Origin of the sequence: Janthinobacterium darwini, from assembly GCF_051380905.1 — a bacterium.
In the GTDB taxonomy this organism is placed as follows: Bacteria; Pseudomonadota; Gammaproteobacteria; order Burkholderiales; family Burkholderiaceae_D; genus Janthinobacterium.
The window spans coordinates 461,034-482,945 of record NZ_JBNYXX010000001.1 but is presented as its reverse complement, the minus strand read 5'-3'; the positions used below and the strand labels follow the sequence as shown (position 1 = coordinate 482,945).

Annotated in this window: 19 protein-coding genes; 7 read left to right on the top strand and 12 right to left on the bottom strand. The window is 61.6% G+C overall.

Annotated features, from left to right (window positions below; all coding sequences use genetic code 11):
- Positions 1-76: 76 nt before the first annotated feature.
- From ACQ4WZ_RS02185 to ACQ4WZ_RS02160, 6 genes are all read right to left on the bottom strand, one after another.
- Entirely contained in the window at positions 77-649 is a 573-nt protein-coding gene (locus tag ACQ4WZ_RS02185; protein WP_436572467.1) for a class I SAM-dependent methyltransferase, read from the bottom strand.
- 42 nt (positions 650-691) lie between these two features.
- A complete protein-coding gene (locus ACQ4WZ_RS02180; protein ID WP_101482315.1) occupies positions 692-1,369 on the bottom strand; it encodes a site-2 protease family protein in 678 nt (225 codons plus the stop codon).
- An 83-nt stretch (positions 1,370-1,452) separates the two neighbouring features.
- Positions 1,453-2,076 carry an L-threonylcarbamoyladenylate synthase gene (locus ACQ4WZ_RS02175; protein WP_101482316.1) on the bottom strand — a complete coding sequence of 208 codons (624 nt, stop codon included), beginning with the start codon at positions 2,074-2,076 and terminating at the stop codon, positions 1,453-1,455.
- 38 nt (positions 2,077-2,114) lie between these two features.
- Positions 2,115-2,999 (bottom strand): protease HtpX, encoded by an 885-nt coding sequence (gene htpX / locus ACQ4WZ_RS02170; protein ID WP_035821167.1) that lies wholly within the window; start codon positions 2,997-2,999, stop codon positions 2,115-2,117.
- 93 nt (positions 3,000-3,092) lie between these two features.
- Complete coding sequence (locus ACQ4WZ_RS02165; RefSeq protein WP_101482317.1) at positions 3,093-3,926, bottom strand: 3',5'-nucleoside bisphosphate phosphatase; 834 nt, start codon at positions 3,924-3,926, stop codon at positions 3,093-3,095.
- Positions 3,927-4,028: 102 nt separating this feature from the next.
- Positions 4,029-4,907 carry an alpha/beta fold hydrolase gene (locus tag ACQ4WZ_RS02160; protein WP_436572466.1) on the bottom strand — a complete coding sequence of 293 codons (879 nt, stop codon included), beginning with the start codon at positions 4,905-4,907 and terminating at the stop codon, positions 4,029-4,031.
- 229 nt (positions 4,908-5,136) lie between these two features.
- Between ACQ4WZ_RS02160 and ACQ4WZ_RS02155 the strand changes: the two genes are divergently transcribed.
- The 5 genes from ACQ4WZ_RS02155 to ACQ4WZ_RS02135 all read left to right on the top strand — a co-directional run bounded on the left by ACQ4WZ_RS02155 (position 5,137) and on the right by ACQ4WZ_RS02135 (position 10,783).
- On the top strand, positions 5,137-5,661 hold the full coding sequence (locus tag ACQ4WZ_RS02155; RefSeq protein WP_436572465.1) for a gamma carbonic anhydrase family protein: 525 nt from the start codon (positions 5,137-5,139) through the stop codon (positions 5,659-5,661).
- Positions 5,662-5,665: 4 nt separating this feature from the next.
- On the top strand, positions 5,666-6,646 hold the full coding sequence (hslO, locus tag ACQ4WZ_RS02150) for an Hsp33 family molecular chaperone HslO (RefSeq protein WP_436572464.1): 981 nt from the start codon (positions 5,666-5,668) through the stop codon (positions 6,644-6,646).
- Between the two features lie 161 nt (positions 6,647-6,807).
- Positions 6,808-9,222 (top strand): TonB-dependent receptor, encoded by a 2,415-nt coding sequence (locus ACQ4WZ_RS02145; RefSeq protein ID WP_436572463.1) that lies wholly within the window; start codon positions 6,808-6,810, stop codon positions 9,220-9,222.
- The gene (locus ACQ4WZ_RS02140) at positions 9,222-10,352 is read left to right on the top strand and encodes a glycerophosphodiester phosphodiesterase (RefSeq protein WP_101482321.1); all 1,131 of its coding nucleotides are present in this window, start codon (positions 9,222-9,224) and stop codon (positions 10,350-10,352) included. Before ACQ4WZ_RS02145 ends, ACQ4WZ_RS02140 begins: the two co-directional genes overlap by 1 nt.
- Positions 10,353-10,504: 152 nt before the next feature.
- Positions 10,505-10,783, top strand: coding sequence for a hypothetical protein (locus ACQ4WZ_RS02135; RefSeq protein WP_436572462.1), 279 nt, complete (start codon positions 10,505-10,507; stop codon positions 10,781-10,783).
- Between the two features lie 353 nt (positions 10,784-11,136).
- On the opposite strand, the gene ftsB is transcribed toward ACQ4WZ_RS02135, so the two are convergent.
- From ftsB to pyrG, 3 genes are all read right to left on the bottom strand, one after another.
- A complete protein-coding gene (gene ftsB / locus ACQ4WZ_RS02130) occupies positions 11,137-11,460 on the bottom strand; it encodes a cell division protein FtsB (protein ID WP_035821182.1) in 324 nt (107 codons plus the stop codon).
- Between the two features lie 61 nt (positions 11,461-11,521).
- Positions 11,522-12,805 carry a phosphopyruvate hydratase gene (gene eno / locus ACQ4WZ_RS02125; RefSeq protein WP_436572461.1) on the bottom strand — a complete coding sequence of 428 codons (1,284 nt, stop codon included), beginning with the start codon at positions 12,803-12,805 and terminating at the stop codon, positions 11,522-11,524.
- 141 nt (positions 12,806-12,946) lie between these two features.
- Positions 12,947-14,599 carry a CTP synthase gene (gene pyrG / locus ACQ4WZ_RS02120; protein WP_101482323.1) on the bottom strand — a complete coding sequence of 551 codons (1,653 nt, stop codon included), beginning with the start codon at positions 14,597-14,599 and terminating at the stop codon, positions 12,947-12,949.
- A 245-nt stretch (positions 14,600-14,844) separates the two neighbouring features.
- Between pyrG and ACQ4WZ_RS02115 the strand changes: the two genes are divergently transcribed.
- The gene (locus ACQ4WZ_RS02115) at positions 14,845-15,252 is read left to right on the top strand and encodes a PRC-barrel domain-containing protein (RefSeq protein WP_099420585.1); all 408 of its coding nucleotides are present in this window, start codon (positions 14,845-14,847) and stop codon (positions 15,250-15,252) included.
- 397 nt (positions 15,253-15,649) lie between these two features.
- Here ACQ4WZ_RS02115 and ACQ4WZ_RS02110 read toward each other — a convergent pair whose 3' ends face one another.
- The gene (locus ACQ4WZ_RS02110; protein ID WP_436572460.1) at positions 15,650-16,561 is read right to left on the bottom strand and encodes a ChaN family lipoprotein; all 912 of its coding nucleotides are present in this window, start codon (positions 16,559-16,561) and stop codon (positions 15,650-15,652) included.
- 188 nt (positions 16,562-16,749) lie between these two features.
- Here ACQ4WZ_RS02110 and ACQ4WZ_RS02105 point away from each other — a divergent pair, with 188 nt between their 5' ends.
- Positions 16,750-18,159: an FAD-binding oxidoreductase gene (locus tag ACQ4WZ_RS02105; protein ID WP_436572459.1), complete on the top strand. Its 1,410-nt coding sequence runs from the start codon at positions 16,750-16,752 to the stop codon at positions 18,157-18,159.
- A gap of 68 nt (positions 18,160-18,227) precedes the next feature.
- Here the strand turns inward: ACQ4WZ_RS02105 and ACQ4WZ_RS02100 are convergent, their stop codons facing one another.
- Together ACQ4WZ_RS02100 and ACQ4WZ_RS02095 are read right to left on the bottom strand one after the other, a co-directional pair.
- Entirely contained in the window at positions 18,228-18,701 is a 474-nt protein-coding gene (locus tag ACQ4WZ_RS02100) for a GNAT family N-acetyltransferase (protein ID WP_243857968.1), read from the bottom strand.
- Between the two features lie 40 nt (positions 18,702-18,741).
- Entirely contained in the window at positions 18,742-21,897 is a 3,156-nt protein-coding gene (locus ACQ4WZ_RS02095) for an error-prone DNA polymerase (protein ID WP_436572458.1), read from the bottom strand.
- Positions 21,898-21,912: the final 15 nt, after the last annotated feature.

Sequence of the window (21,912 nt, the reverse complement as noted above, 5' to 3'; positions counted from 1 at the left end):
TATAGCGCCGATAAATAAAACAACGATTGTAGCGGATAGCCCGCGCCTGTGGTGCATTCTGACATAGTATGGCCGCTCAAAACGTCGGCAGCAAGGCTGCCAACCGTGGAAAATCCGGCCGGACGGCACAAATTCGTTGCACCAAAGCAGCTTTTGGCTGTTCCACGCGCCCATCCTCGTACGCTACCACACGCAAGCCGTGCTGCACCGCCCAGCTCAGCATTTCGCCTTCCTTCAGCAGGAATTTCGGATTCGACGGCTTGCCGAACTGCTCGTTACCCTCGGCGAAAGTTTCAACCAGCAGCACGCCATCGGGCGCCAGGCTGGCCACCATCGCTTCGAGCAAAGGCCGGTGCAGATAATTGGTGACGACGATGCCGGCAAAGCGGCCGGGCGCGAAGGGCCACACGGCGCCCTGCGCCTCCAGATCCACCAGCGAGGTGGTGATGGCCGTGCCGGCCGCCTTTTCCAGCATTTCCGGATCGTGGTCGAGCGCGATGACGGGATGGCCAAGGCTGACCAGGTGGCGCGCATGGCGGCCCGCGCCGCAGGCCAGGTCCAGCACTTCGCCGCCCGGGATCAGGGGCGCCCAGCGGCGCACCCAGCCAGAAATCGCTTCAGTTTCTATTGTTGGTTCAGTTACTTGCATCGGTACTTCCATCAATTATTTGCGACCATTCAGTTGCTTGTTTCAAGTCAATATGGCCGTCAGGGGCGTGACCAGGGTGACAAAAATGCCAATCACAAATTCGATCGCCGTCAGCAGGGCGCGGTTCAAGATACCCGTGTACATCAGCAGCACCAGGGCGCCGAACACATACAGGCCGTAGCGCTCGATGCTGGCGTAAGGACGCGCCAGCTGCATCGGCAGCAAGCCCGTCATGATGCGCCCACCATCGAGGGGCGGCACGGGAATCAGGTTAAAGACAAACATGGCCGCATTCACGCTGACGCCGGCGCCGGCCATCTTGCGGAAAAACATGCCCATCTCCGTCGGCGGCATCACGCTGAGGACGACAAAGGCGATCATCCAGCCCAGGCCCATGACGAAATTGGCGCCAGGACCGGCAAACGCCACCCAGGCCATCTGCTTCTTCGGATTACGCAGGCGGCTGAAATCGACAGGCACCGGCTTGGCATAGCCAAACGGTACCTGGATCGTGAAATACAGTATCAAGGGCAGCAATATCGTGCCGAAAGGATCGATATGCCGGATGGGATTGAGGCTCAGCCGGCCCTCGTTCGAGGCCGTGGGATCGCCGAAATAGCGGGCGGCGTAGCCGTGCGCCGCCTCATGCAGGGAAATGGCAAACAGCACCGGTACCAGGTACACCGCAACGGTCTGGACTATCGTATTGAAATCGCTCATGACCGCGATTCTACCAGAGGCGTCCCAGGCACTTTCTTATGTTGCCATTAAAGATAGGTAAATCGAGCGCCCTGCGCCAGCCGCTACAAGCCCAGCACGGCCGGGTCGCCCCGTCCCACGCGCACCACTTCCGGCTCCGGCCCCGTCAGGTCGATCACGGTACTGGGGCCATGCGCGCAAACGCCGCCATCGACGATCAGGTCGACCAGCTTTTCCAGCCGTTCGCGGATCGTGTCGGCATCCGTCAGGCTGTCTTCGTCGCCAGGCAGGGTCAGGGTCGCACCCAGCAGGGGCTGACCCAGTTCTTCCAGCAGGCTTTGCACGATGCGGTGCTGCGGCACGCGCAGGCCGATGGTCTTGCGCGAAGGATGGCTGAGGCGACGCGGCACTTCCTTGGTCGCCTCCAGGATGAAGGTATAGGCGCCCGGCGTGCCCGCCTTGAGCAGGCGGAACTGGCGGTTGTCCACGCGGGCATACAAGCCCAGTTCGCTCAAATCGCGGCACAGCAGGGTCAGGTGATGCTTTTCATCCACGCCACGGATGCGGCGCAGGCGCTCGACGGCGCCCTTGTCGTCGAGCTGGCACACCAGCGCGTAGCAGGAATCCGTAGGCAAGGCCACGACGCCGCCGGACTGGATGATCTGCGCCGCCTGCTTGATCAGGCGCAATTGCGGATTTTCAGGGTGAATATGGAAAAATTGACTCATGTGTAAGCGTTCTGGCGAACCAGCTTGTTAAGTTAGCATTATTGTACGCCGCGCAGCGCGGCGATGCGTTGTTCGAGGGGTGGATGGGTGGCGAACAGCGCGCCCCAGCCGCCATTGCCGCCGCTGATGCCCAGCGCCTGCATCGATTGGGGCAGTTCGCCCGGCGGCACGCCGCCCAGGCGGGCCAGCGCATGCATCATCGGCGTCGGGCTGCCCAGCAGCTTGGCGGAACCGGCATCGGCGCGAAATTCGCGCTGGCGCGAGAACCAGGCCACGATGATGGAAGCGAGCAAGCCGAAGATGACTTCGCACACCATGACGGTGACGAAATAGCCGATGCCCCGTCCACCGCCTTCGCGGTTGTTATTTTTCAGCAGCACATTGTCGACAAAGAAACCAACAACGCGCGCCATGAAGACGACAAAGGTATTGACCACGCCCTGGATCAGGGTGAGCGTCACCATGTCGCCATTGGCGACGTGGGCGATTTCATGGCCCAGCACGGCCTCGACTTCATCGCGGTTCATGCTTTGCAGCAAGCCGGTGGAAACGGCCACCAGCGCCGAGTTTTTGAAGGCGCCCGTGGCAAACGCATTCGCGTCGCCTTCGTACACGGCCACTTCCGGCATGCCGATGCCGGCCCGTTCGGACAAGGCGCGTACGGTATTGACCAGCCACAACTCGGTCGACGAGGTCGGATTGTCGATCACGCGCGCGCCCGTGCTCCACTTGGCCATGGGTTTGCTGATCAACAGCGAAAAGATCGAGCCCGTGAAGCCCACCACCAGCGAAAACACCAGCAGGCTGCCCAGGTTCAGGGTACTGCCCCGCGCCGGATTGCCCACGCCCAGCAAGCTGAGGACGAGCGACAGCACCAGCATCACGGCCAGGTTGGTGGCGATAAAGAGGACGATACGTTTCATGGGCGATGGCTCCGAAAAACAATAATAACTAAAAGATAAGTATGCGGTCGCGACTTTTCAAGCCCTGCGCGGCAGGCGCAGGCCAGCCGTGCCTTAAAACCAGTCGTGCCAGATGGGTGTCACGTTGGCAGGCAGCGGCGGCAGCTTGGCAAAATCCACGCGCGACTCGCCCGGCGCATGGAAATCCGTGCCGCGCGAGGCGAGGAATCCATAAGCGTTGGCCAGCTGCGCGTATTCGGGATACTGGTCCGGACTGTGGCTACCCGTGACGACTTCGATGGCCACGCCGCCGAGCTGCTTGAATTCATCGAACAGCACGCCTTGCGCCATGTCGCTGAAGCGGTAGCGGCCCGGATGGGCGATGACGGCCACGCCGCCCGCGCCGCGTATCCAGCCCACCGCTTCGGCCAGGGTCGCCCAGCGGTGCTCGACATAGCCCGGCTTGCCTTCCGACAGGTATTTCTTGAACACGTCAGGGATGTTTGCGCACTTCCCCGTTTCCACGATGTAGCGGGCAAAGTGCGTGCGCGACATCAGATCCGGGTTGCCGACAAATTTCAAGGCCCCTTCATAGGCATCGGGGATGCCGGCCAGATCCAGCTGGCGAGCGATCTCCCGGCCCCGCGCGTCGCGCCCGGACCGTGTCTGGTGCAAGCCCTGTACGAGACCTGGATTGTTTTCATCGACTTGCAAGCCCACGATGTGCACGGTCTGGCCGGCCCACGTGATGGATATTTCCACGCCGGCCACGAAACGCATGCCCAGGTCCAGCGCGGCCGTACGCGCGGCGGCGACGCCGGACACTTCATCGTGGTCCGTCAGCGCCCACACATCGACGCCGGCCTTGCGTGCGTAGGCGGCCACGGCAGCGGGCGCGAGCACGCCGTCGGAAATATTCGAATGACAATGCAGGTCGACTTTAAGCATACGAAAACAATACCCTGCACGGGCTCAGCATGAAAGAAGTTTTCATTGTACGCTGCTTGCCCGATATGGAAGTCGCGTTAGCGACACAGTTGCGCCAGCGCATTACTGCGCAAGGAAGGTTTCCACCAGGCGCGCCAGCTCCGCCGGCTGGTCATGGTGCAGCATGTGGCCCGCGTCCAGCATCATCTCGCAGCGCACATCCTTGATGCAGGCCAGACGCCGGTCGATTTCGATGCGCGCCTCTTCCTTCGGCCCCATCCACTGCCACATATTTGTGTCAATCGCCTCCACCCACAGCACGGGCGCCGTGATGCGGCGCCAGCAAGCCATCACTTCTTCCACCTGGTACAGGATGGGATTGACGCGCTTGTGTTGCGGGTCGCCCATGATGTCCCACTCGCCCGCCTCGTTCTGCGCCGACCAGTGCTCGGCCAGGAAGGCGGCGCGGTCATCCGGCAGGCGCGGATTGGTCTTTTGCAGGCGCTCGGCCACCGCGCGCTGCGAGGGATAACTGCGCATGACGGGCGGCTCGCGCAATTCGTCCAGCCACTTGGCGTAGCGGCCAGGGGCTTGCTCCGGCTTCGTCGCCATCATGCCAAAGCCTTCCAGATTGATGAAACGGCTGATGCGCTCGGGCCGCACGCCCGCATACAGGCCGGCCACATTGGCGCCCATGCTGTGACCGAGCAGGTTGACGGGAGAGTCCGGCGAATAGTGCAGCAGCATGGCGTCCAGGTCGGCCAGGTAGTCGGGGAACCAGTAGGTGTCCGATTGCGTGTAGTCGCTCACACCAAAGCCGCGCCAGTCGGGCGCGATCACGTGCCAGTCACCAGCTAACTCGTCGACGACGAACTGGAACGAGGCGGCCACGTCCATCCAGCCGTGCACCATGAACAGGATGGGCGCGCCGTCGCGGCCCCAATGGCGTACATGCGTGCGGGCGCCGCGGATGTTGATGAATTCGGAACGGGAAAGTTTCATGGGTTTCATCTCATTGCCTGCCTTGAAAGTGGCGCGGATGGCGCCACATGCTGTGTCTGTAGATAGTGCGGCATAAAAGTACGACCGTTCGATAATTATACCGGATTAGCGCACGGCGTCAGGACTTGCCCTGCAACAGCGTAAAATAGCGTACATAGTAGCTAAGCAAGTAAGTAAAACTCCCGCGTCCGGCCCAGCCCGGCGCTTCCACCACCGCCACAGGCTAACGATGACACTCTACCAATTGGGCGCCGATGCGCCACAGATTGACGCTTCCGCTTTTGTAGCCGACACGGCCAACGTGATCGGCAAGGTGACCCTGGAAGCGAACACCTCCGTATGGTTCGGCGCCACCATCCGCGGCGACAATGAACGCATCACCGTGGGCGCCAACAGCAATGTGCAGGAAGGCGCCGTACTGCACACGGACCCGGGCTACCCGCTGGACATCGGCCAGAACGTGACCATCGGCCACCAGGCGATGTTACATGGATGCACGATTGGCGATGGCGCCCTGATCGGCATCCAGGCCGTGATCCTGAATGGCGCGAAGATCGGCAAAGGGTGCCTGGTCGGCGCAGGCGCCCTGGTCACGGAAGGCAAGGAATTTCCCGACAATATGCTGATCATCGGCTCACCGGCAAAAGCCGTGCGGGTCCTGACGGCAGACGATATCACCAAGCTACAAGGCAACGCCGTGAACTATGTGCAGCGCGGCCAGCTATTTAATACGCAACTCAAGAAGATTGGATAAGAGAATGACGACTGAAACCACGGGCGCAGTCAGCGCAGCCGTTAGCGGCCAGGATACCCTGCAAAAATTTATTTTCGACAACGCCGCCGTGCGCGGCCAGTTCATCGACGTCTCCCACACCTGGCAGGAAGTGGTGTCGCGCCACGCCTACCCGACTGCCGTGAAAAAAGTGCTGGGCGAAATGGTGGCTGCCGCCGCCCTGCTGTCGGCCAACCTGAAATTCAACGGCTCCATCATCATGCAAATCCATGGTGACGGTCCCGTGCGCCTGATGGTGGTCGAGTGCGATTCCGACCTGCGCCTGCGCGCCACGGCCAAGCTGGACCCGGACGCCACCATTGCCGAGGTCGCCACCGTGCCGCAATTGCTCAACGCCACGGGCAAGGGCCGCTTCATCATCACCCTGGACCCGGCCGACAAGGTGCCGGGCCAGCAACCGTACCAGGGCATCGTGCCGCTGGACGGCGATGACATGGCCACCGTGATCGAAAACTACATGTTGCGTTCGGAGCAGCTCGACACGCGTTTGTGGCTGGCCACGGACGACAGCGTCTCGCGTGGCCTGCTGCTGCAAAAGCTGCCCCACCATGGCGGCAAAGCCGAAGCGACGCCCGTCTCGGAAGAAGATGCACTGGACACGTGGCACCGCGCCGTGATGCTGGCGTCGACCCTGAAAGAGGAAGAAATCCTGGCCACCGACATCGATACACTGATGCAACGCTTGTTTTGGGAAGAAACGGTCCGCGTCTTCGACCCGCTGCACCCGAGCTTCCATTGCAGCTGCACGCGCGAAAAAGTGGGCAATATGCTCAAGATGCTGGGCGAGGAAGAAGTCAACAGTACCCTGGACGAAGTGGGTCAGGTGGGTGTGAACTGCGATTTCTGCGGCCAGCACTACGAATTCGACAAGGTCGATTGCGCGCAGCTGTTCATCACGGATGCGCCGGCCGAAGTCTTGATTCCTCCGGCAGCGAGCATTAACTAAGCTCAAGCAAGCATTACAGTTTCGCCATCATCCTTCCGCGCCGCCTTTCAGGCGGCGCAATTGTTTCCACTGTCATCGTTCCGTCATCAGTTAGTCATCAGCCCGTCACGCGCCGCCGTTACGCTGCGCAGCTTGTATTACTTTCCACTTTCCACAGGCTGATGATGAATACCCACTTGACGCTGGCCCTGCGCCGCCATTCCTTCCATGTTTTGCTGGGCGCGTGCGCCGCAGGCCTCTCCCTGCCGGCGCTGGCCCAAACGGCCGCGGCCGCAGCCGTGGCGTCCGCCGCCGCCGACATGGCCGCTGCAACGGCTGCTGCAGCCGACGACAATGCCCCCATGACCACCGTGGAGATTTCCTCGCGCAAGACGCGCTCCTCCGTGGCCTTGAGCAAGAATGAAATCCAGAAAATCCTGCCAGGCACGAATCCCCTGAAAGCCCTGCAAACCTTGCCTGGCGTCAGCTTCCAGACGGCCGACCCATGGGGCAACAACGAGCAAAACCTGTCGCTGTTCGTGCATGGTTTCTCCGGCCAGCAACTCGGCTACACCATGGATGGCGTGCCGCTGGGCGACCAGCAGTACGGCAACTACAACGGCCTGTCGCCGCAGCGCGCCGTCATCAGCGAAAACGTGCGCAGCGTCGTGCTGTCGTCGGGCGCAGGCGACCTGGCCACGGCCTCGACCAGCAACCTGGGTGGCACCATCGAAACCTATTCCAGCGACCCGCTGGCCACGCAGGGTGCCAGCGTGCAGCAAACGGTGGGCAGCCACCGCACTTCGCGCACGTTTGCCCGCTACGACACGGGTGCCTTCGGCGACGGCAGCAGCGCCTACTTTTCCATCCTGCACCACGAAGCACGGGCCTGGGACTTCGATGCGCGCCAGGGCGGCGATCAGTTCAATGCCAAATACGTCAACCGCAGCGACGCGGGCAAGCTGACCCTGTTCTTCAATTACTCGGACAAGATCGAGCCGAACGAAGACAGCACCGTGCACGTGGCCGGGGAGAAGAGCGCGCCGTACACGCGCCCCTTCCTGTACCCGGACTTCAAGGCGGCCCTGAATTATTTGTCGCCGACGGGCGCCACGCCTGCTGCCGACGGCAACAATTACCGCAATTACTACAGCGATGCGCAGCGCACCGATTACCTGGCCTACGCCAAGTTCGACGCCAACCTGGGCGAAGGCACGACCTGGGCGAACCAGGTGTATTACCACAAGGATGACGGCGCGGGCGTAGTGGCCGGTCCCATCGGCGTGGCCGGCTTGCCTGGCCTGTTCAGCGTGTACTACCCGAAACAGAACCTGAAACAGGTGTTCGGCAACTCGGGCTACGCCGTGCGCACCACGGAATACGACATCAAGCGGGGCGGCTTCATTTCCACGCTGCGCAAGGAAATCGGCGAGCATCAATTGGAAGCGGGCCTGTGGCTGGAGCAGAACCGCTCGTCCGCCTACCGCCGCTGGTATGCGCTGGACGTCAACAATCCCACTTCGCCGTATGACCGCCCCAGCAATCCTTTGATCACGCAGTACGGCAGCGAGATCGACAACAAGGTGGTGCAGCTGCACTTGCAGGATGAGTGGCGCATCCGTCCCGATATCGCCCTGCAGGCCGGCTTCAAGTCCAGCCTGCAGTTTGCCGATGGCCAATTTCCCGTGCAGCCGGCCCTGGGCGCCATTTCCGGTGGCTCGACGGCCTTGCCGGTCGGCACCATCAACACGAAAAAATGGTTCTTGCCGCAAGTGGGCGCGCGCTGGGACTTCACGCCGCAAGACCAGCTCTACTTCAATATCCAGAAAAACATGCGCCAGTTCGTCACCTATGGCGGCGGCGGCGCTTCGCCATGGAGCTTGTCGAGCCAGGCCGCCTTCGACCTGTTCAAGCGCGACGCCAAGCCGGAAACGGCCCTCACCTATGAAGTGGGCGTGCGCGGCAGCCATGCCCTGAACCTGGGTGCCATCACGGCCATCGATGGCCAGGTCAATGTGTACCACGTCGATTTCAGCAACCGTTTGCTGCAAATCAGCCCGACGCCCGTGATTTCCTCCATCATCGGTGGCAACCCCGTGCTGGCCAACGTGGGCAGCGTGCGTACGGACGGCATCGACATCGCTGGAACCGTGCACTTTGGCAACAATTTTTCGTTCTACAATGCCCTGTCGTACAACCGTTCGCAATACGCGGACAATTACAGCAATGGCGCCGCGCTGGTATTGACGGCCGGCAAGAACGTACCCGGTTCGCCGGAATGGCTGAACAAGTTCGTGGCCTCGGCCACCTTTGGCGATATCGAAGTGCAACTGACGGGTGACTATGTGGGCAAGCGCTACGCGACATACACCAATGATTTGTCCGTGCCCAGCTATTTCCTGATGGGACTGGGCGTGTCGGGCAAGCTGCCGGCCATGGCCAGCTGGCTGAAAAACCCCCGCTGGCGCTTGAACGTCAGCAACCTGGCCAACCGCGAAGGTTCGCTGAACGTGGTGGTGGGTGCGGCCGACAAGACCTACAACACCTTCCCCATCGCCCCGCGCCAGGGCTTTTTGACCCTGACGGCGGACTTCTGATGCGCGAGCCTATCCTCCCGCATCGGCACTTTTCCCGCCGCAACTTCGTCCAGGCGGCCGTGGGCGGCCTGGCCCTGGCCGCCGCGCCCGGCTTTGCCGCCGGCCTGCTGGCCACGCCCCCCAGCCGCCCACTGGTGTTCGCCCACCGGGGCGCCAGCGCCCTGCGCCCCGAGCATACGCTGGCTTCGTACGCCAAAGCCATCCTCGACGGCGCCGACTATGTCGAGCCGGACCTGGTGGCCACGCGCGACGGCATCCTCGTGGCGCGTCACGAAAGCAATCTGATCGACACCACCGACGTGGCGCGCCGTCCTGAATTTGCCAGCCGGCGCGGCAAGAAGATGGTCGATGGCGAATGGCACGAGGGCTGGTTCGTCGACGACTTCACGCTGGCGGAACTGAAAACACTGCGCGCCATCGAACGGTTGCCGAAAGTTCGCACCGGCAACACCTTGTACGATGGACAATTTCAGATCCCCACCTGGGAAGAAATCATCGATTTTGTTGCAGCGCAATCTGCCGCCAGCGGACGTATCATCGGCCTCGTGCCGGAGCTGAAAAGTTCGACGTATTTCCGCGATGCGGGCCTGGCGCTGGAAGACCGTTTCCTCTCGACGATGCTGGCGCACGAATACACGCGCCGCGCGCCCATCGAGATCCAGTCCTTCGAAGTGGCGAATCTGAAATATTTGCGCGAAAAGCTGGGACGGCGCGCCAACGTGCGCCTGATGCAACTGGTGGTGGGCGGCGATGTGCGCCCGATGGACGTGGTCAAAGCCGGTGGCAAGCTGACCTTCGGCCAGATGACGACGCCGGCCGGCCTGCGCGACATCGCCGCCTACGCGGACGTGGTGGCGCCGCCCACGCGGGGCGTCATCCCGCTGGGCGCCGACCAGCGCCTGGCCGCGCCCACAACCATCGTCGACGATGCGCACCAGGCCGGCTTGCTGTTGCACACCTGGACCTTCCGCCCGGAAAACCGTTTCCTGGCAGCCGATTTCCGCGATGGCAATGGCGAAAATGCGCGTAATGAAGCGGGTTCCGTGGCGGAAATGCGGCGCTATATCGAAACGGGACTGGACGGCTTTTTCAGTGATGATCCGGGCCTGGGACGCATCGCCGCCGGATAAACATTTCGTAACAAATTCATTTTGAGGGCGTGGCCGGCGGCGACGCCCTTATTATGCGTTTCTTGAATTACTGAAATTGGAATTTGAAATTAGACATATATCGCGAACTCCATTATTGTGCAATGCAACAACAGACCATTCATGGAGGGCATATGTCCACTTTTACCAACACCTACAGCAACGACGACAACTATTTCAGCAACCTGGGCCGCGCCACGCGCGCCTTCCTGGGCGCCCTGCTCGCTTCCAAGCCGTACAGCGAACTGGCACAGAAGGAAGTCATCGCCACGACCACCAACCATACCGAAGAACAGCGCTATGTGCGCCCAAGCAAGCGCGACATCGCCCTGCTGAACTCGGAAGCGGCCCGTCACGAAAACCTGATGCCGAATCTGGCCTCGGAACTGCGCTTCCTGGCTTCGCGCGGCTAAAAAACGTTCATGGCGGCGTTGCCTGCGCCTTGCGGTACGTTCGTACTGCCTGCAGCTTGGCGCCTTGCCCTGGACGTTTTTTAAGCTATTCAGGCACCACCAATTTAAAAGGAACTTTGATGATATTTCTCGAAACCGCACTGATCGCCGTGGCCGTCGTGGTCACCGGCATCCATTTCTACCTGATCTCGACCGGCAAAGCCCGTTTCTGATCAGCAAACAGCAAGGCAAAAGCAGCACGCCGCGCCATGCGGCCAGTCGTGTGCAGCAGTACAGAGTAGCAATACAAGGTAGTAATGATATGTCAGCCTGGCAATCGGTCCAGGCTGGCAAGTGGGAAAGTTAGTACACCCTTAGTGTGGCGCAGCAGCGTCCACCGGCGTTTCCAGCAGTGGCGGGGTTTGTCCCTTGCGCACGATCTGCACGAAAATCTCATTCTGTTTGACCATGCCCAACTCATAGCGGGCACGCTCCTCGACGGCGCCCGTGCCATCTTTCAGGTCGCGCACTTCGGATTCGAGCTTGGCGTTTCGCGCCTTCAATTCCATGTTCTTCTTATTGGCCACCGCCACTTGGGCTTCCATGTCGGCAACACGCAGCCAGCCGCCTTTACCCAGCCAGAGGGGAAATTGGATCAGCAGCAGCAGGGCTGCCAGGGCGAGCGTAATCAGGCGCATGGGACATTCAGTTAAAAAACCGGCCGGATATCTCCGGCCGGCCAGTGGGTTTTACATCAGCTTACTTCAGATTATAGAACGCATCGCGGCCAGGGTAGCTGGCGATATCGCCCAGGTCCTCTTCGATACGCAGCAGCTGGTTGTACTTGGCCATGCGGTCCGAACGCGACATCGAGCCGGTCTTGATCTGCAGGGCGTTCGTGGCCACGGCGATATCGGCGATAGTCGAGTCTTCCGTTTCGCCCGAGCGGTGCGAAATGACGGCCGTGTAGCCGGCGCGCTTGGCCATTTCGATGGCGGCGAAGGTTTCCGTCAGGGTGCCGATCTGGTTGATCTTGATCAGGATCGAGTTGGCGATACCTTTCGAGATGCCTTCTTTCAGGATCTTGGTGTTGGTGACATACAGGTCGTCGCCGACCAGTTGCACTTTCTTGCCCAATTCCGCCGTCAGGATCGCCCAGCCGTCCCAGTCGCCTTCGTGCATCGCGTCTTCGATCGAGATGATCGGGTACTTGTCGCACCAGGTTGCCAGCAGGTTGGTGAACTCGGCGGCCGTCAGGCTCAGGCCTTCGCCTTCCATCTCGTACTTGCCGTTCTTGTAGAACTCGGACGCGGCGCAATCGAGACCGATGGCGATCTGCGTACCTGGCTCGTAGCCCGCTTCTTCGATGGCCTGGATGATCAGCTTGATGGCTTCTTCATGATTGGCCAGCGATGGCGCGAAACCGCCTTCGTCGCCCACGTTGGTGTTCAGACCCTTCTTGTGCAGGATCTTTTTCAGCGTGTGGAACACTTCCGCGCCGTAGCGGACGGCTTCCTTGAACGACGGGGCGCCCACGGGAATGATCATGAATTCCTGGATGTCCAGGTTGTTGTCGGCATGCGCACCGCCGTTGATCACGTTCATCATCGGCACTGGCATCTGCATGGCGCCCGAACCGCCGAAATAGCGGTACAGCGGCAAGCCGGCTTCTTCGGCGGCAGCCTTGGCAACGGCCATGGAGACGGCCAGGATGGCGTTGGCGCCCAGGCGCGATTTGTTTTCCGTGCCGTCCAGGTCGATCAGGGTACGGTCCAGGAAAGCCTGTTCATTGGCGTCCAGGCCCATGATGGCTTCGGAGATTTCGGTGTTGATGTTTTCGCATGCTTGCAACACGCCTTTGCCGAAGTAGCGCTTGGCATCGCCATCGCGCAATTCCACGGCTTCACGCGAACCGGTCGAGGCACCCGACGGCACGGCCGCACGGCCCATCACGCCCGATTCCAGCAACACATCGCATTCGACGGTCGGATTGCCGCGCGAGTCCAGGATCTCGCGACCGATAATATCAACAATAGCACTCATGTCATTCTCCAAAGTTAAGCGTAACAGGGGCTGCACACTGCGTACTGATGCGCAATTGCACAAAGGGGGCAAAGAAACTCCCGGCGGGAACCATCTGGCCGGGAGCTGTCTTACGGGTAATACTGTCGCAATCGACCCGCGTTATTCCGCAGCGGCGTTGGCTTCCTTGTGCGCCAACGCTGCCTTGATGAACGAGGTAAACAAGGGATGGCCGGTGCGTGGCGTCGACTTGAACTCAGGATGGTATTGCACGCCCATATACCATGGGTGGGCATTGTCGCCCGTACGTGGCAATTCCATGATTTCGCACAAATCTTCGCTCGGCGTGCGGGCCGACACGATCATGCCAGCCGCTTCGACACGGGCCAGGTAGTGATTATTGGCTTCGTAGCGATGGCGGTGACGCTCGGTCACCACGCTGCCGTAGATCTCGGCAGCGAGGGTGCCCGGATTGACGGCACAGGTCTGCGCGCCCAGGCGCATGGTACCGCCCAGGTCCGAGTTTTCATCGCGCAACTCGACTTTACCATCGTGGTTTTGCCACTCATTGATCAGTGCAACGACAGGTTGATCCGTATCAAGGTCGAACTCGGTCGAATTCGCGTTCGGCATGCCAGCCTTGTTGCGCGCGTACTCGATCAGGGCCACTTGCATGCCCAGGCAGATGCCCAGGTAAGGGATCTTGTGCTCACGGGCGAACTGAGCCGCCTTGATCTTGCCTTCCACGCCGCGCTTGCCGAAGCCGCCCGGTACCAGGATGGCATCGTACTTGGCCAGGTTGTCGCAACCCGTCGTTTCGATTTCTTCCGAATCGATGTACTCGATGTTGACGCGGCTTTCCGTGTGGATGCCGGCGTGGCGCAGCGCTTCGATCAGCGACTTGTACGACTCGGTCAGCTCGACATACTTGCCGACCATGCCGACGGTCACTTCCGCCTTCGGGTGTTCCATCGTATAGATCAGCTTGCTCCAGATCGACAGGTCGGCCGGCGCAGGATCGAGGTCCAGCGCGTCGCAGATGATCTTGTCGAGGCCCTGGTCGTGCAGCATCTGCGGCACTTTGTAGATGGTGTCGACGTCCCACACGGAGATGACGGCCTGCTCTTCGATATTCGAGAACAGCGAGATTTTTGCACGCTCGTCTTCCGGGATGGCGCGGTCGGCGCGGCACAGCAATGCGTTTGGCATGATGCCGATTTCACGCAGCTTTTGCACCGAATGCTGGGTCGGCTTGGTCTTCAATTCACCGGCCGAGGCGATGTAAGGCACCAGGGTCAGATGGACGAAGGCCGTGTTCTTGCGGCCGGCGCGCAGGCTCAGCTGACGCGCCGCTTCCAGGAATGGCAGCGATTCGATATCGCCGACGGTGCCGCCGATTTCGCACAGGGCCACGTCGTAGCCTTCGGCGCCACGGCGGATGTAATCCTGGATTTCATTGGTGATGTGCGGAATCACCTGCACGGTCTTGCCCAGATATTCGCCCCGGCGTTCCTTGCGGATCACCGATTCATAGATCTGGCCAGTGGTGAAGTTATTCACCTTTTTCATGCGGGTGGAGATGAAGCGCTCGTAGTGACCGAGGTCGAGGTCGGTTTCGGCCCCGTCATCGGTGACGAATACTTCACCGTGTTGCATAGGGCTCATCGTGCCAGGATCGACGTTGATATACGGGTCGAGCTTGAGCATGGTGACTTTAAGGCCGCGCGATTCGAGGATCGCGGCGAGGGAGGCGGCGGCAATCCCTTTTCCAAGGGAAGACACAACGCCACCAGTGACGAAGACAAATTTGGTCATTGCAGATGGTGCCGAACGGCACGTGCGGGAAATTGAAATTATACACTAAAGCCCGCCTGCGGCGCTCCCCACGCGTGGAAATTTGCGCCAAATGCCGACTATCGCCCCGCTCCTGCGGTCTACGCACCACAAAATTACCCAATGGCAATAATTGAAATATTTCCAACTCCATACTTTGTGTGGGAGAGCGAACAGACCCTGCCGCGCTCCGGCCGCAAACTGGGATTTTTCAACGGAGGTACATCATGAGCTACGAAGAACGCGACGCCTACGGCATGTATGTCAACCGCGGCCACAAAGGCCCCGGCCCTGAACTGATGGGCGCCGACACCCTGATCGGCGACCATGTGCACAACGCCAAGGATGAACACCTGGGCGAAATCAAGGAAATCATGATCGACATGCGCAGCGGCAAGATCGCCTATGCTGTCATGTCGCACGGCGGCGTCTTCACCATCGGCGAAAAGCTGTTCGCCGTGCCCTGGGAAGCGCTGCTGCTCGACACCGTCAACAAGCGCTTCACCCTCAACGTCGACAAGGAACGCATCGAAAACGCGCCCGGCTTCGACACGGATAACTGGCCGAACATGGCCGATACCACGTGGGCCAATTCCATCCATAGTTACTACGGAACGACACCACGCGAGTATTAAACGCTGGCCTAATTTGGGGTCAGACCCGCCGGGTCTGACCCCAGCGTTAAATTAGAACCGGTACTCCAGCCCCGCCACATACGTCCTTCCCCGCGCCGTACTCATCGGCGTATTGTCGTTCGACTGCGACGGCATCGAATTCAGACGGTTCAGCGCTTCCAAATAATTCTTGTTTATGGCGTTTTGCACCGACAGGCGCAAGATACGTGCTGGGCAGCTCACTGATGTCGCACGCGCCAAACCACGCGCTGGCGATCGCGGTAGGCTGGCTGGTCTTTTCGCGCGTGTACGACAGGCGCGCATGCGCATGCAAAAAATCGGACGAACTACCTGGCTGTTATGGCGGAGCTTGCTGGGGGAGAGTGCCGGACAGTACGCCCGACGGAAATACAAGGAATTATTTGGCACTGGCGATGGCGGCAGTTGCCACTGCCGGCGTGAACCACACAAAGTCCGCCTGGGACGCCAGCACCGTGGCGCCGCGCTGCGCCAGCACCAGCACGAGCGGCGCGGGGCCGCCCGTCAAGTCCTGCACGTGCAGCGGCACGCCCAGGTCCTTGTGCGCATGGTAGGCGCCGGCGATCAGCACGGCTGGCGCGGGCGCGGCCAGCAGGCGCTCGGCCATGCGGCGGTCGCGCTGCTGCTGCACCGACAACATGGCAGCCAGGCGCGGTGCGTCAATCTGGTTGTCATGCATGACGCGGATGATGTCTTTCAGTTTGTCATGCACCTTGCCATCGTTGGCCAGGTTGGAGTGCTTGCCCTGCACGGCCGGCCGGTCGACAAACAGTTGCTTGATTTCGCTGCGGTCCAGGTTGGCCGACCAGACGGGATACGGCGCACGCATCACCGTCATCACCAGCTCGCCATATTGCTCCCATTTCCAGCTCGGTTGCCAGGCCAGCATCTCGGTCACGTGTTCGGGACGCACGACCGGGTCCGTCTGCAGCCACGGCTTGAGCTTGTCCACCCTGGCTTGCTGGTCCGGGTTCAGCATTTCCAGCAGCACGCTGCCTTGCGGACGCTGGCCCTGCAATTGCTGCACCAGCCATTGCTCGATCTGGTGATGGCTGAGCTGGTCATGCTGTTCGCCGATGATGAGCCGTGGAGCGGCGGCCAGCTGGGACAGCAATTGTTCGGCGCTCAGGCGCTGGCCGCTGCGCAGGTCGACGATCTCCCCCAACTGGCGCACGTCTTGCGCAGAAGCGGACGCGGCTGTCGTGTTGGCCAACGGTGCGACGCTGCTACAGGCGCTCAGCGCCAGCACGCAGGCGGGCAGGACAGCGGCGAGGGACAGGGGGAATTTCATGGCATGGCCTTTCGGGTTGAAGCTCGCATTGCAAAATAACTACTGGCGGACATTTTAATAGAAATGATTCTCATTTACAATCAATGCACGGCATACCCTGCAATTTTTTTACGCCAGGCAAAAAATCAATATAGTGCCTCGGTGGAATCCCCGGCCGCGGAGTAGAATAAAAAAAACGGAGGACTCGCGTGAATCAAACTGACCAGTTGGCGGTACTGAAAAAACCGCTGCCCGCATCCCTTGCTGCCGTACTTTCCCTGATCTTTGCCGACCGCTTTTCCATGACGCAAGCCATGCGCGAGCACCATGGCCGCGACGAGTCCAGCTATCCCCCCATGTTACCGGACGCCGTCATCTTCGCCCATTCCACCGAAGAAGTGGCGGCCGCCGTCAAGCTGTGCAGTGCGCACGACGTACCCATCATCGCCTATGGCAGTGGCACCTCGCTCGAAGGCCACGTGCTGGCCCTGCATGGTGGCGTGACGATTGATCTGTCGCAAATGAACGCCATGGTGGCCGTGCATCATGAAGACTTGACGGCCACCGTGCAGGCAGGCGTGACGCGCAAGCAGCTGAACGAGGAAATCCGCGACACGGGCCTGTTCTTCCCCATCGACCCGGGCGCCAATGCATCGCTGGGCGGCATGGCGGCGACGCGCGCCTCGGGCACGAACGCCGTGCGCTACGGCACCATGCGCGAAAACGTGCTGGCCCTGACGGTGGTGACGGCCGATGGCCGCATCATCAAGACGGGCACGCGGGCGAAAAAATCGTCGGCCGGCTACGACCTGACACGATTGTTCGTGGGCAGCGAGGGAACGCTGGGCATCATCACGGAAGTGACGGTGAAACTGTATCCGCTGCCGGAAGCGATCTCGGCGGCCGTCTGCTCCTTCCCCGGCACGGGCGAAGCCGTCAACGCCGTGATCCAGACCATCCAGATGGGCGTGCCCGTGGCGCGGGTCGAGTTTCTCGATGAAAATGGCGTCAAGGCCATCAATGCCTACGACAAAATGGCGCTGCCGCAAAAGCCACTGTTATTGTTTGAATTCCACGGCACGCCAGCCAGCGTGGCCGAGCAGGCGCAACTGGTGCAAGCCATCACGGCGGAGCACGGCGCCAGCGATTTCGAATGGGCCAGCCGCCCCGAAGAGCGCTCGCGCCTGTGGGCCGCGCGCCACAACGCGTATTTCGCCCTGCTGCAGATGCGCCCCGGCAGCCGCGCCATTTCCACCGATTGCTGCGTGCCCATTTCGCGCCTGGCCGAATGCATCCTGGCCACCAAGGCCGATTGCGAAGCGCAAGGCCTGGTCTACGCCATCATCGGCCACGTGGGCGACGGCAATTTCCACGTGCAGATGCTGGTCGACCCAGATGATCCCGCCGACATCGCCCGCGCGGAAAAAGTCAACAGCGACATGGTCACGCGCGCCATTGGCATGGACGGCACCTGCACGGGCGAACACGGCGTGGGCATGCACAAGATGGCATTCCTGGTGGAAGAACATGGCGAAGGGGCCATCGACACCATGCGCGCCTTGAAACACGCGCTGGACCCGAAGAACATCATGAATCCGGGCAAGATCGTGCGCTGGTAATAAGCCCGCAAGCAAAAACTGGGGTCAGACCCGCCGGGTCTGACCCGGCTTTGGCCTCGGGCTTATTTTTACAGCTCCATGCGCATCGGCACAAACGCGATGCCGCCCGTCTCCACCTTCGGTCCCGTGGCGACAAAGCCCAGGCTTTCATACAGGGGCAAGGCGTAGGCCGATGAATTGACGGTAAATGCCGTCACGCCGCCCCTGGCAAGCGACGCAGCGCGGGCGGCCTGCCATAGGCGGCGCGCCATGCCGCGCCGGTGCAGGGCGCGCGGCACGAACATGTGGAACAGGTGCGTGTTGTCGCGCATGGCCACCACGCCGGCCAGCGCGCCATCGATATGCGCGAGCTGGTAATGGTAATTCGGTAGCGACAAATAGTTTTCGATAGCCGGCTGGCGGCAGTGTTCGATGAACTTTTCCGCCCCTGCGCCATCCGGGTGCAGAGTCAGAAAGGGCATCAGGTCATCGATCAGGGCAACGATGGCGGGCGCATCGGCAACCAGAGCGGGACGCAGTGTCGGTTCGGGTAAAGTAGTCATGATGATAATCATGCCACCGTCTGGACGATATTGACAAGTATCAACAGAAATCGCGGCTGCTGGTGCGCAAACGCCCCAACAGATGCGACATGTCGACCAGGCGCTTGGCCACCAGGTTGCACACCTGCCCTTCGCGCTGCCACACGCCGTACACCCCCAGCAGGGGCGCGCTCAACACTTCACGCCGCTGGCTTTCCACCAGGTCGGGCCAGACGATGACGTTGACCGTGCCCGTCTCGTCTTCCAGGGTCATGAAGATCACGCCCTTGGCCGTGCCCGGCCGCTGGCGCACGGTGACGATGCCGCAGGCGCGCGCCAGCTGGCCATTCGTGTAGCTGGCAAGCGTCGCGGCGGGCAGGAAACGCTGCTCCAGCAATGACTTGCGCAGCAGCGCCAGCGGGTGGCGGCCCAGGGTCAGGCCTTGCGCGCGGTAGTCGCTGACGATGCTCTCGCCTTCCGTGGGCGCGGCCAGCACGGGCAAGTCTTCCTCTTGTGTGGTGGCGCGCAGCAAGTCCCTGTCGGGCACCGCGCCGGCCGCCTGCCACAGCGCCTCGCGCCGGTGGCCAGCCAGCGCGTGCAGCGCGTTGCCGGCAGCGAGCACCTGCAAGTCATGACGGTCCAGGCTGCCACGCCGGGCCAAGTCGGCCACGTCAAGAAAGGCGGCGATGGAACGCGCATCCTCGATGCGCCGGGCCGCCTCCACGCGCATGCCGAACAGACTGTTCAAGCCCAGGCGCACGGCGGGCGCGGCGCCCTGCCCTCCCTGTCCTTCCCGCTCCTCCAGCGCCGCCTCCCAGCCGCTGACGGCCACGTCGACGGGCAGCACTTGCACGCCATGCCGGCGACCATCCTGCACCAGTTGCGAGGGACTGTAAAAGCCCATGGGCTGGCTGTTGAGCAAGGCGCACAGGAAGGCAGCCGGTTCGTGGCATTTCAGCCAGGAACTGGCGTACGTCAGCAGGGCAAAACTGGCCGCATGCGACTCGGGGAAACCGTATTCGCCGAAACCCTCGATCTGGCTGAAGATGGCCTCGGAAAATTCTTTCTCATAGCCATTGTCCACCATGGCATCGACGATGCGGTCATGGTAATTGTTCATGCCGCCCTTGCGTTTCCAGGCCGCCATGGCGCGCCGCAACTGATCCGCTTCGCCGGGCGTAAAATCGGCGGCGATGATGGCCACCTGCATCACCTGCTCCTGGAAAATCGGGATGCCCAGGGTGCGTCCCAGCGCCTTTTCCAGGCCCTTCGGAAACTCGACCGCTTCCTTCTGCTGGCGCCGCTGCAGATACGGATGCACCATGCCGCCCTGGATGGGGCCGGGGCGCACCAGCGCCACCTCGATGACGAGGTCGTAGAATTCACGGGGACGCAAGCGCGGCAGCATGCTCATCTGAGCGCGCGACTCGATCTGGAACACGCCGATGGTGTCCGCCTGACACATCATGTCGTAAGTGGCGGGGTCTTCGCCGGGAATATCCTGCATCCGGAATTCCTCGCCGCGCCGCGCACTCACCAGTTCCAGGGCACGGCGCAGGGCCGACAGCATGCCCAGCGCCAGCACGTCGACCTTCATCAAGCCCAGCTCCTCGAGGTCGTTCTTGTCCCACTCGATGACACTGCGCTCGGCCATGCTGGCGTTTTCGATGGGCACCAGGCGCGACAACTTGCCTTGCGCGATGACAAAGCCTCCCGGATGCTGGGACAGGTGCCGGGGAAATCCCAGCAACTGCTGCGCCAGGCTGGCCCACTGCTGCGACAATTCCGCCTCCGGGTCCAGCCCGCATTCGGCCAGGCGCTCCAACAGATCGCGCTTGCCGTCGAACCAGCGATGCGCTTTGGCCACCTTTTCCACGATGGCCAGGTCGATCCCCAGCGCCCGGCCGCTGTCGCGCAAGGCGCTTTTCGGCCGGTAGCTGATCACCACGGCCGCCAGCGCGGCCCGCTCGCGGCCATATTTCCCGTAGATATATTGAATGACCTCTTCACGTCGCTGGTGCTCGAAATCGACGTCGATATCGGGCGGCTCGTTGCGCTCGCGCGACATGAAGCGCTCGACCAGGCAATTACCGCGCGCAGGGTCCACTTCCGTGATGTGCAGGCAATAGCAGACAGCCGAGTTGGCGGCCGAGCCCCGGCCCTGGCACAGGATGTTTTGCCCCCGTGCAAAGCGCACGATGTCGTACACGGTCAAAAAATACGGCTCGTAAGAAAGGTCGGCGATCAGTTGCAGCTCGTGCTCGATCTGCTGCTGCACGTTCGCCGGGATACCCAGCGGAAAGCGGATGCGCGCGCCCGCATACGTTTCCTCGCGCAGATACGTCGCCGGCGTGTGCCCGTCCGGCACCAGTTCGTCGGGATAGTCATAGCGCAAGCTGTCGAGGGAAAATGTGCACATCCTGGCGATGCGCACGGTTTCCGCCAGCGCTTGCGGCGGATACACATTGGCCAGGCGCAAGCGCGCGCGCAGATGCTGCTCGGCATTTTGCGCCAGCGCATAGCCGCACTCGCCCACCGGCTTGCCCACGCGAATCGCGCACAGGGTGTCGAGCAAAGGCTTGCGCGAACGCACATGCATGCACACATGGCCGACGGCCACCACGGGCAAGCCCAGCGCCTGCGCGGTGTCCTGCACGGCGCTGCGGTGGGCGTCATCCTGCGCCCGCTGCAGCAAATTCAGGCCGATCCAGCTGCGCTCGCTGCCAAAGGTGGCCACCATCCACTCTCCCTGTGCGCGCACGGCTTCCGGCTGGGCCGGATAGCCGGGCAGCAAGATCATCAGACAGCCGGGCAAACCCTGCAAATGGGCAAACTCGGGCGAGGGCACGGCGAAATCTTCGGGCGTCAGCAAATATCGCCCCTTGGCCGCCCGCGTGCGCGCCATGGTGATCAGTTCCGACAGATTGCCGTAACCGTCACGATCCTGCACCAGCGCCAGCAAGGAGAGCGCCGCACTACCGTCGGCCTGCGTCAAATGAAAATGCGCGCCGATAATCAGGGGAAAACCGGCCCGCTTGGCCGTCGCATGGGCGCGCACGACGCCCGCCAGCGAACATTCGTCCGTGATGGCCACCGCCTTGTAACCGAGCTGTACAGAGCGCGCCACCAACTCTTCCGCATGCGAGGCCCCATGCAGGAAGCTGAAATTGCTCAGGCAATACAACTCAGCATACTCGGGTAAGACTGCGCCCCACATGATCCACCTCAATAC

Bases quoted from the DNA above. Each gene is read 5' to 3' on its own strand.
- ACQ4WZ_RS02185 (WP_436572467.1), bottom strand. From the start codon at position 649: ATGCAAGTAACTGAACCAACAATAGAAACTGAAGCGATTTCTGGCTGG.
- ACQ4WZ_RS02180 (WP_101482315.1), bottom strand. From the start codon at position 1,369: ATGAGCGATTTCAATACGATAGTCCAGACCGTTGCGGTGTACCTGGTA.
- ACQ4WZ_RS02175 (WP_101482316.1), bottom strand. From the start codon at position 2,076: ATGAGTCAATTTTTCCATATTCACCCTGAAAATCCGCAATTGCGCCTG.
- htpX (WP_035821167.1), bottom strand. From the start codon at position 2,999: ATGAAACGTATCGTCCTCTTTATCGCCACCAACCTGGCCGTGATGCTG.
- ACQ4WZ_RS02165 (WP_101482317.1), bottom strand. From the start codon at position 3,926: ATGCTTAAAGTCGACCTGCATTGTCATTCGAATATTTCCGACGGCGTG.
- ACQ4WZ_RS02160 (WP_436572466.1), bottom strand. From the start codon at position 4,907: ATGAAACTTTCCCGTTCCGAATTCATCAACATCCGCGGCGCCCGCACG.
- ACQ4WZ_RS02155 (WP_436572465.1), top strand. From the start codon at position 5,137: ATGACACTCTACCAATTGGGCGCCGATGCGCCACAGATTGACGCTTCC.
- hslO (WP_436572464.1), top strand. From the start codon at position 5,666: ATGACGACTGAAACCACGGGCGCAGTCAGCGCAGCCGTTAGCGGCCAG.
- ACQ4WZ_RS02145 (WP_436572463.1), top strand. From the start codon at position 6,808: ATGATGAATACCCACTTGACGCTGGCCCTGCGCCGCCATTCCTTCCAT.
- ACQ4WZ_RS02140 (WP_101482321.1), top strand. From the start codon at position 9,222: ATGCGCGAGCCTATCCTCCCGCATCGGCACTTTTCCCGCCGCAACTTC.
- ACQ4WZ_RS02135 (WP_436572462.1), top strand. From the start codon at position 10,505: ATGTCCACTTTTACCAACACCTACAGCAACGACGACAACTATTTCAGC.
- ftsB (WP_035821182.1), bottom strand. From the start codon at position 11,460: ATGCGCCTGATTACGCTCGCCCTGGCAGCCCTGCTGCTGCTGATCCAA.
- eno (WP_436572461.1), bottom strand. From the start codon at position 12,805: ATGAGTGCTATTGTTGATATTATCGGTCGCGAGATCCTGGACTCGCGC.
- pyrG (WP_101482323.1), bottom strand. From the start codon at position 14,599: ATGACCAAATTTGTCTTCGTCACTGGTGGCGTTGTGTCTTCCCTTGGA.
- ACQ4WZ_RS02115 (WP_099420585.1), top strand. From the start codon at position 14,845: ATGAGCTACGAAGAACGCGACGCCTACGGCATGTATGTCAACCGCGGC.
- ACQ4WZ_RS02110 (WP_436572460.1), bottom strand. From the start codon at position 16,561: ATGAAATTCCCCCTGTCCCTCGCCGCTGTCCTGCCCGCCTGCGTGCTG.
- ACQ4WZ_RS02100 (WP_243857968.1), bottom strand. From the start codon at position 18,701: ATGACTACTTTACCCGAACCGACACTGCGTCCCGCTCTGGTTGCCGAT.
- ACQ4WZ_RS02095 (WP_436572458.1), bottom strand. From the start codon at position 21,897: ATGTGGGGCGCAGTCTTACCCGAGTATGCTGAGTTGTATTGCCTGAGC.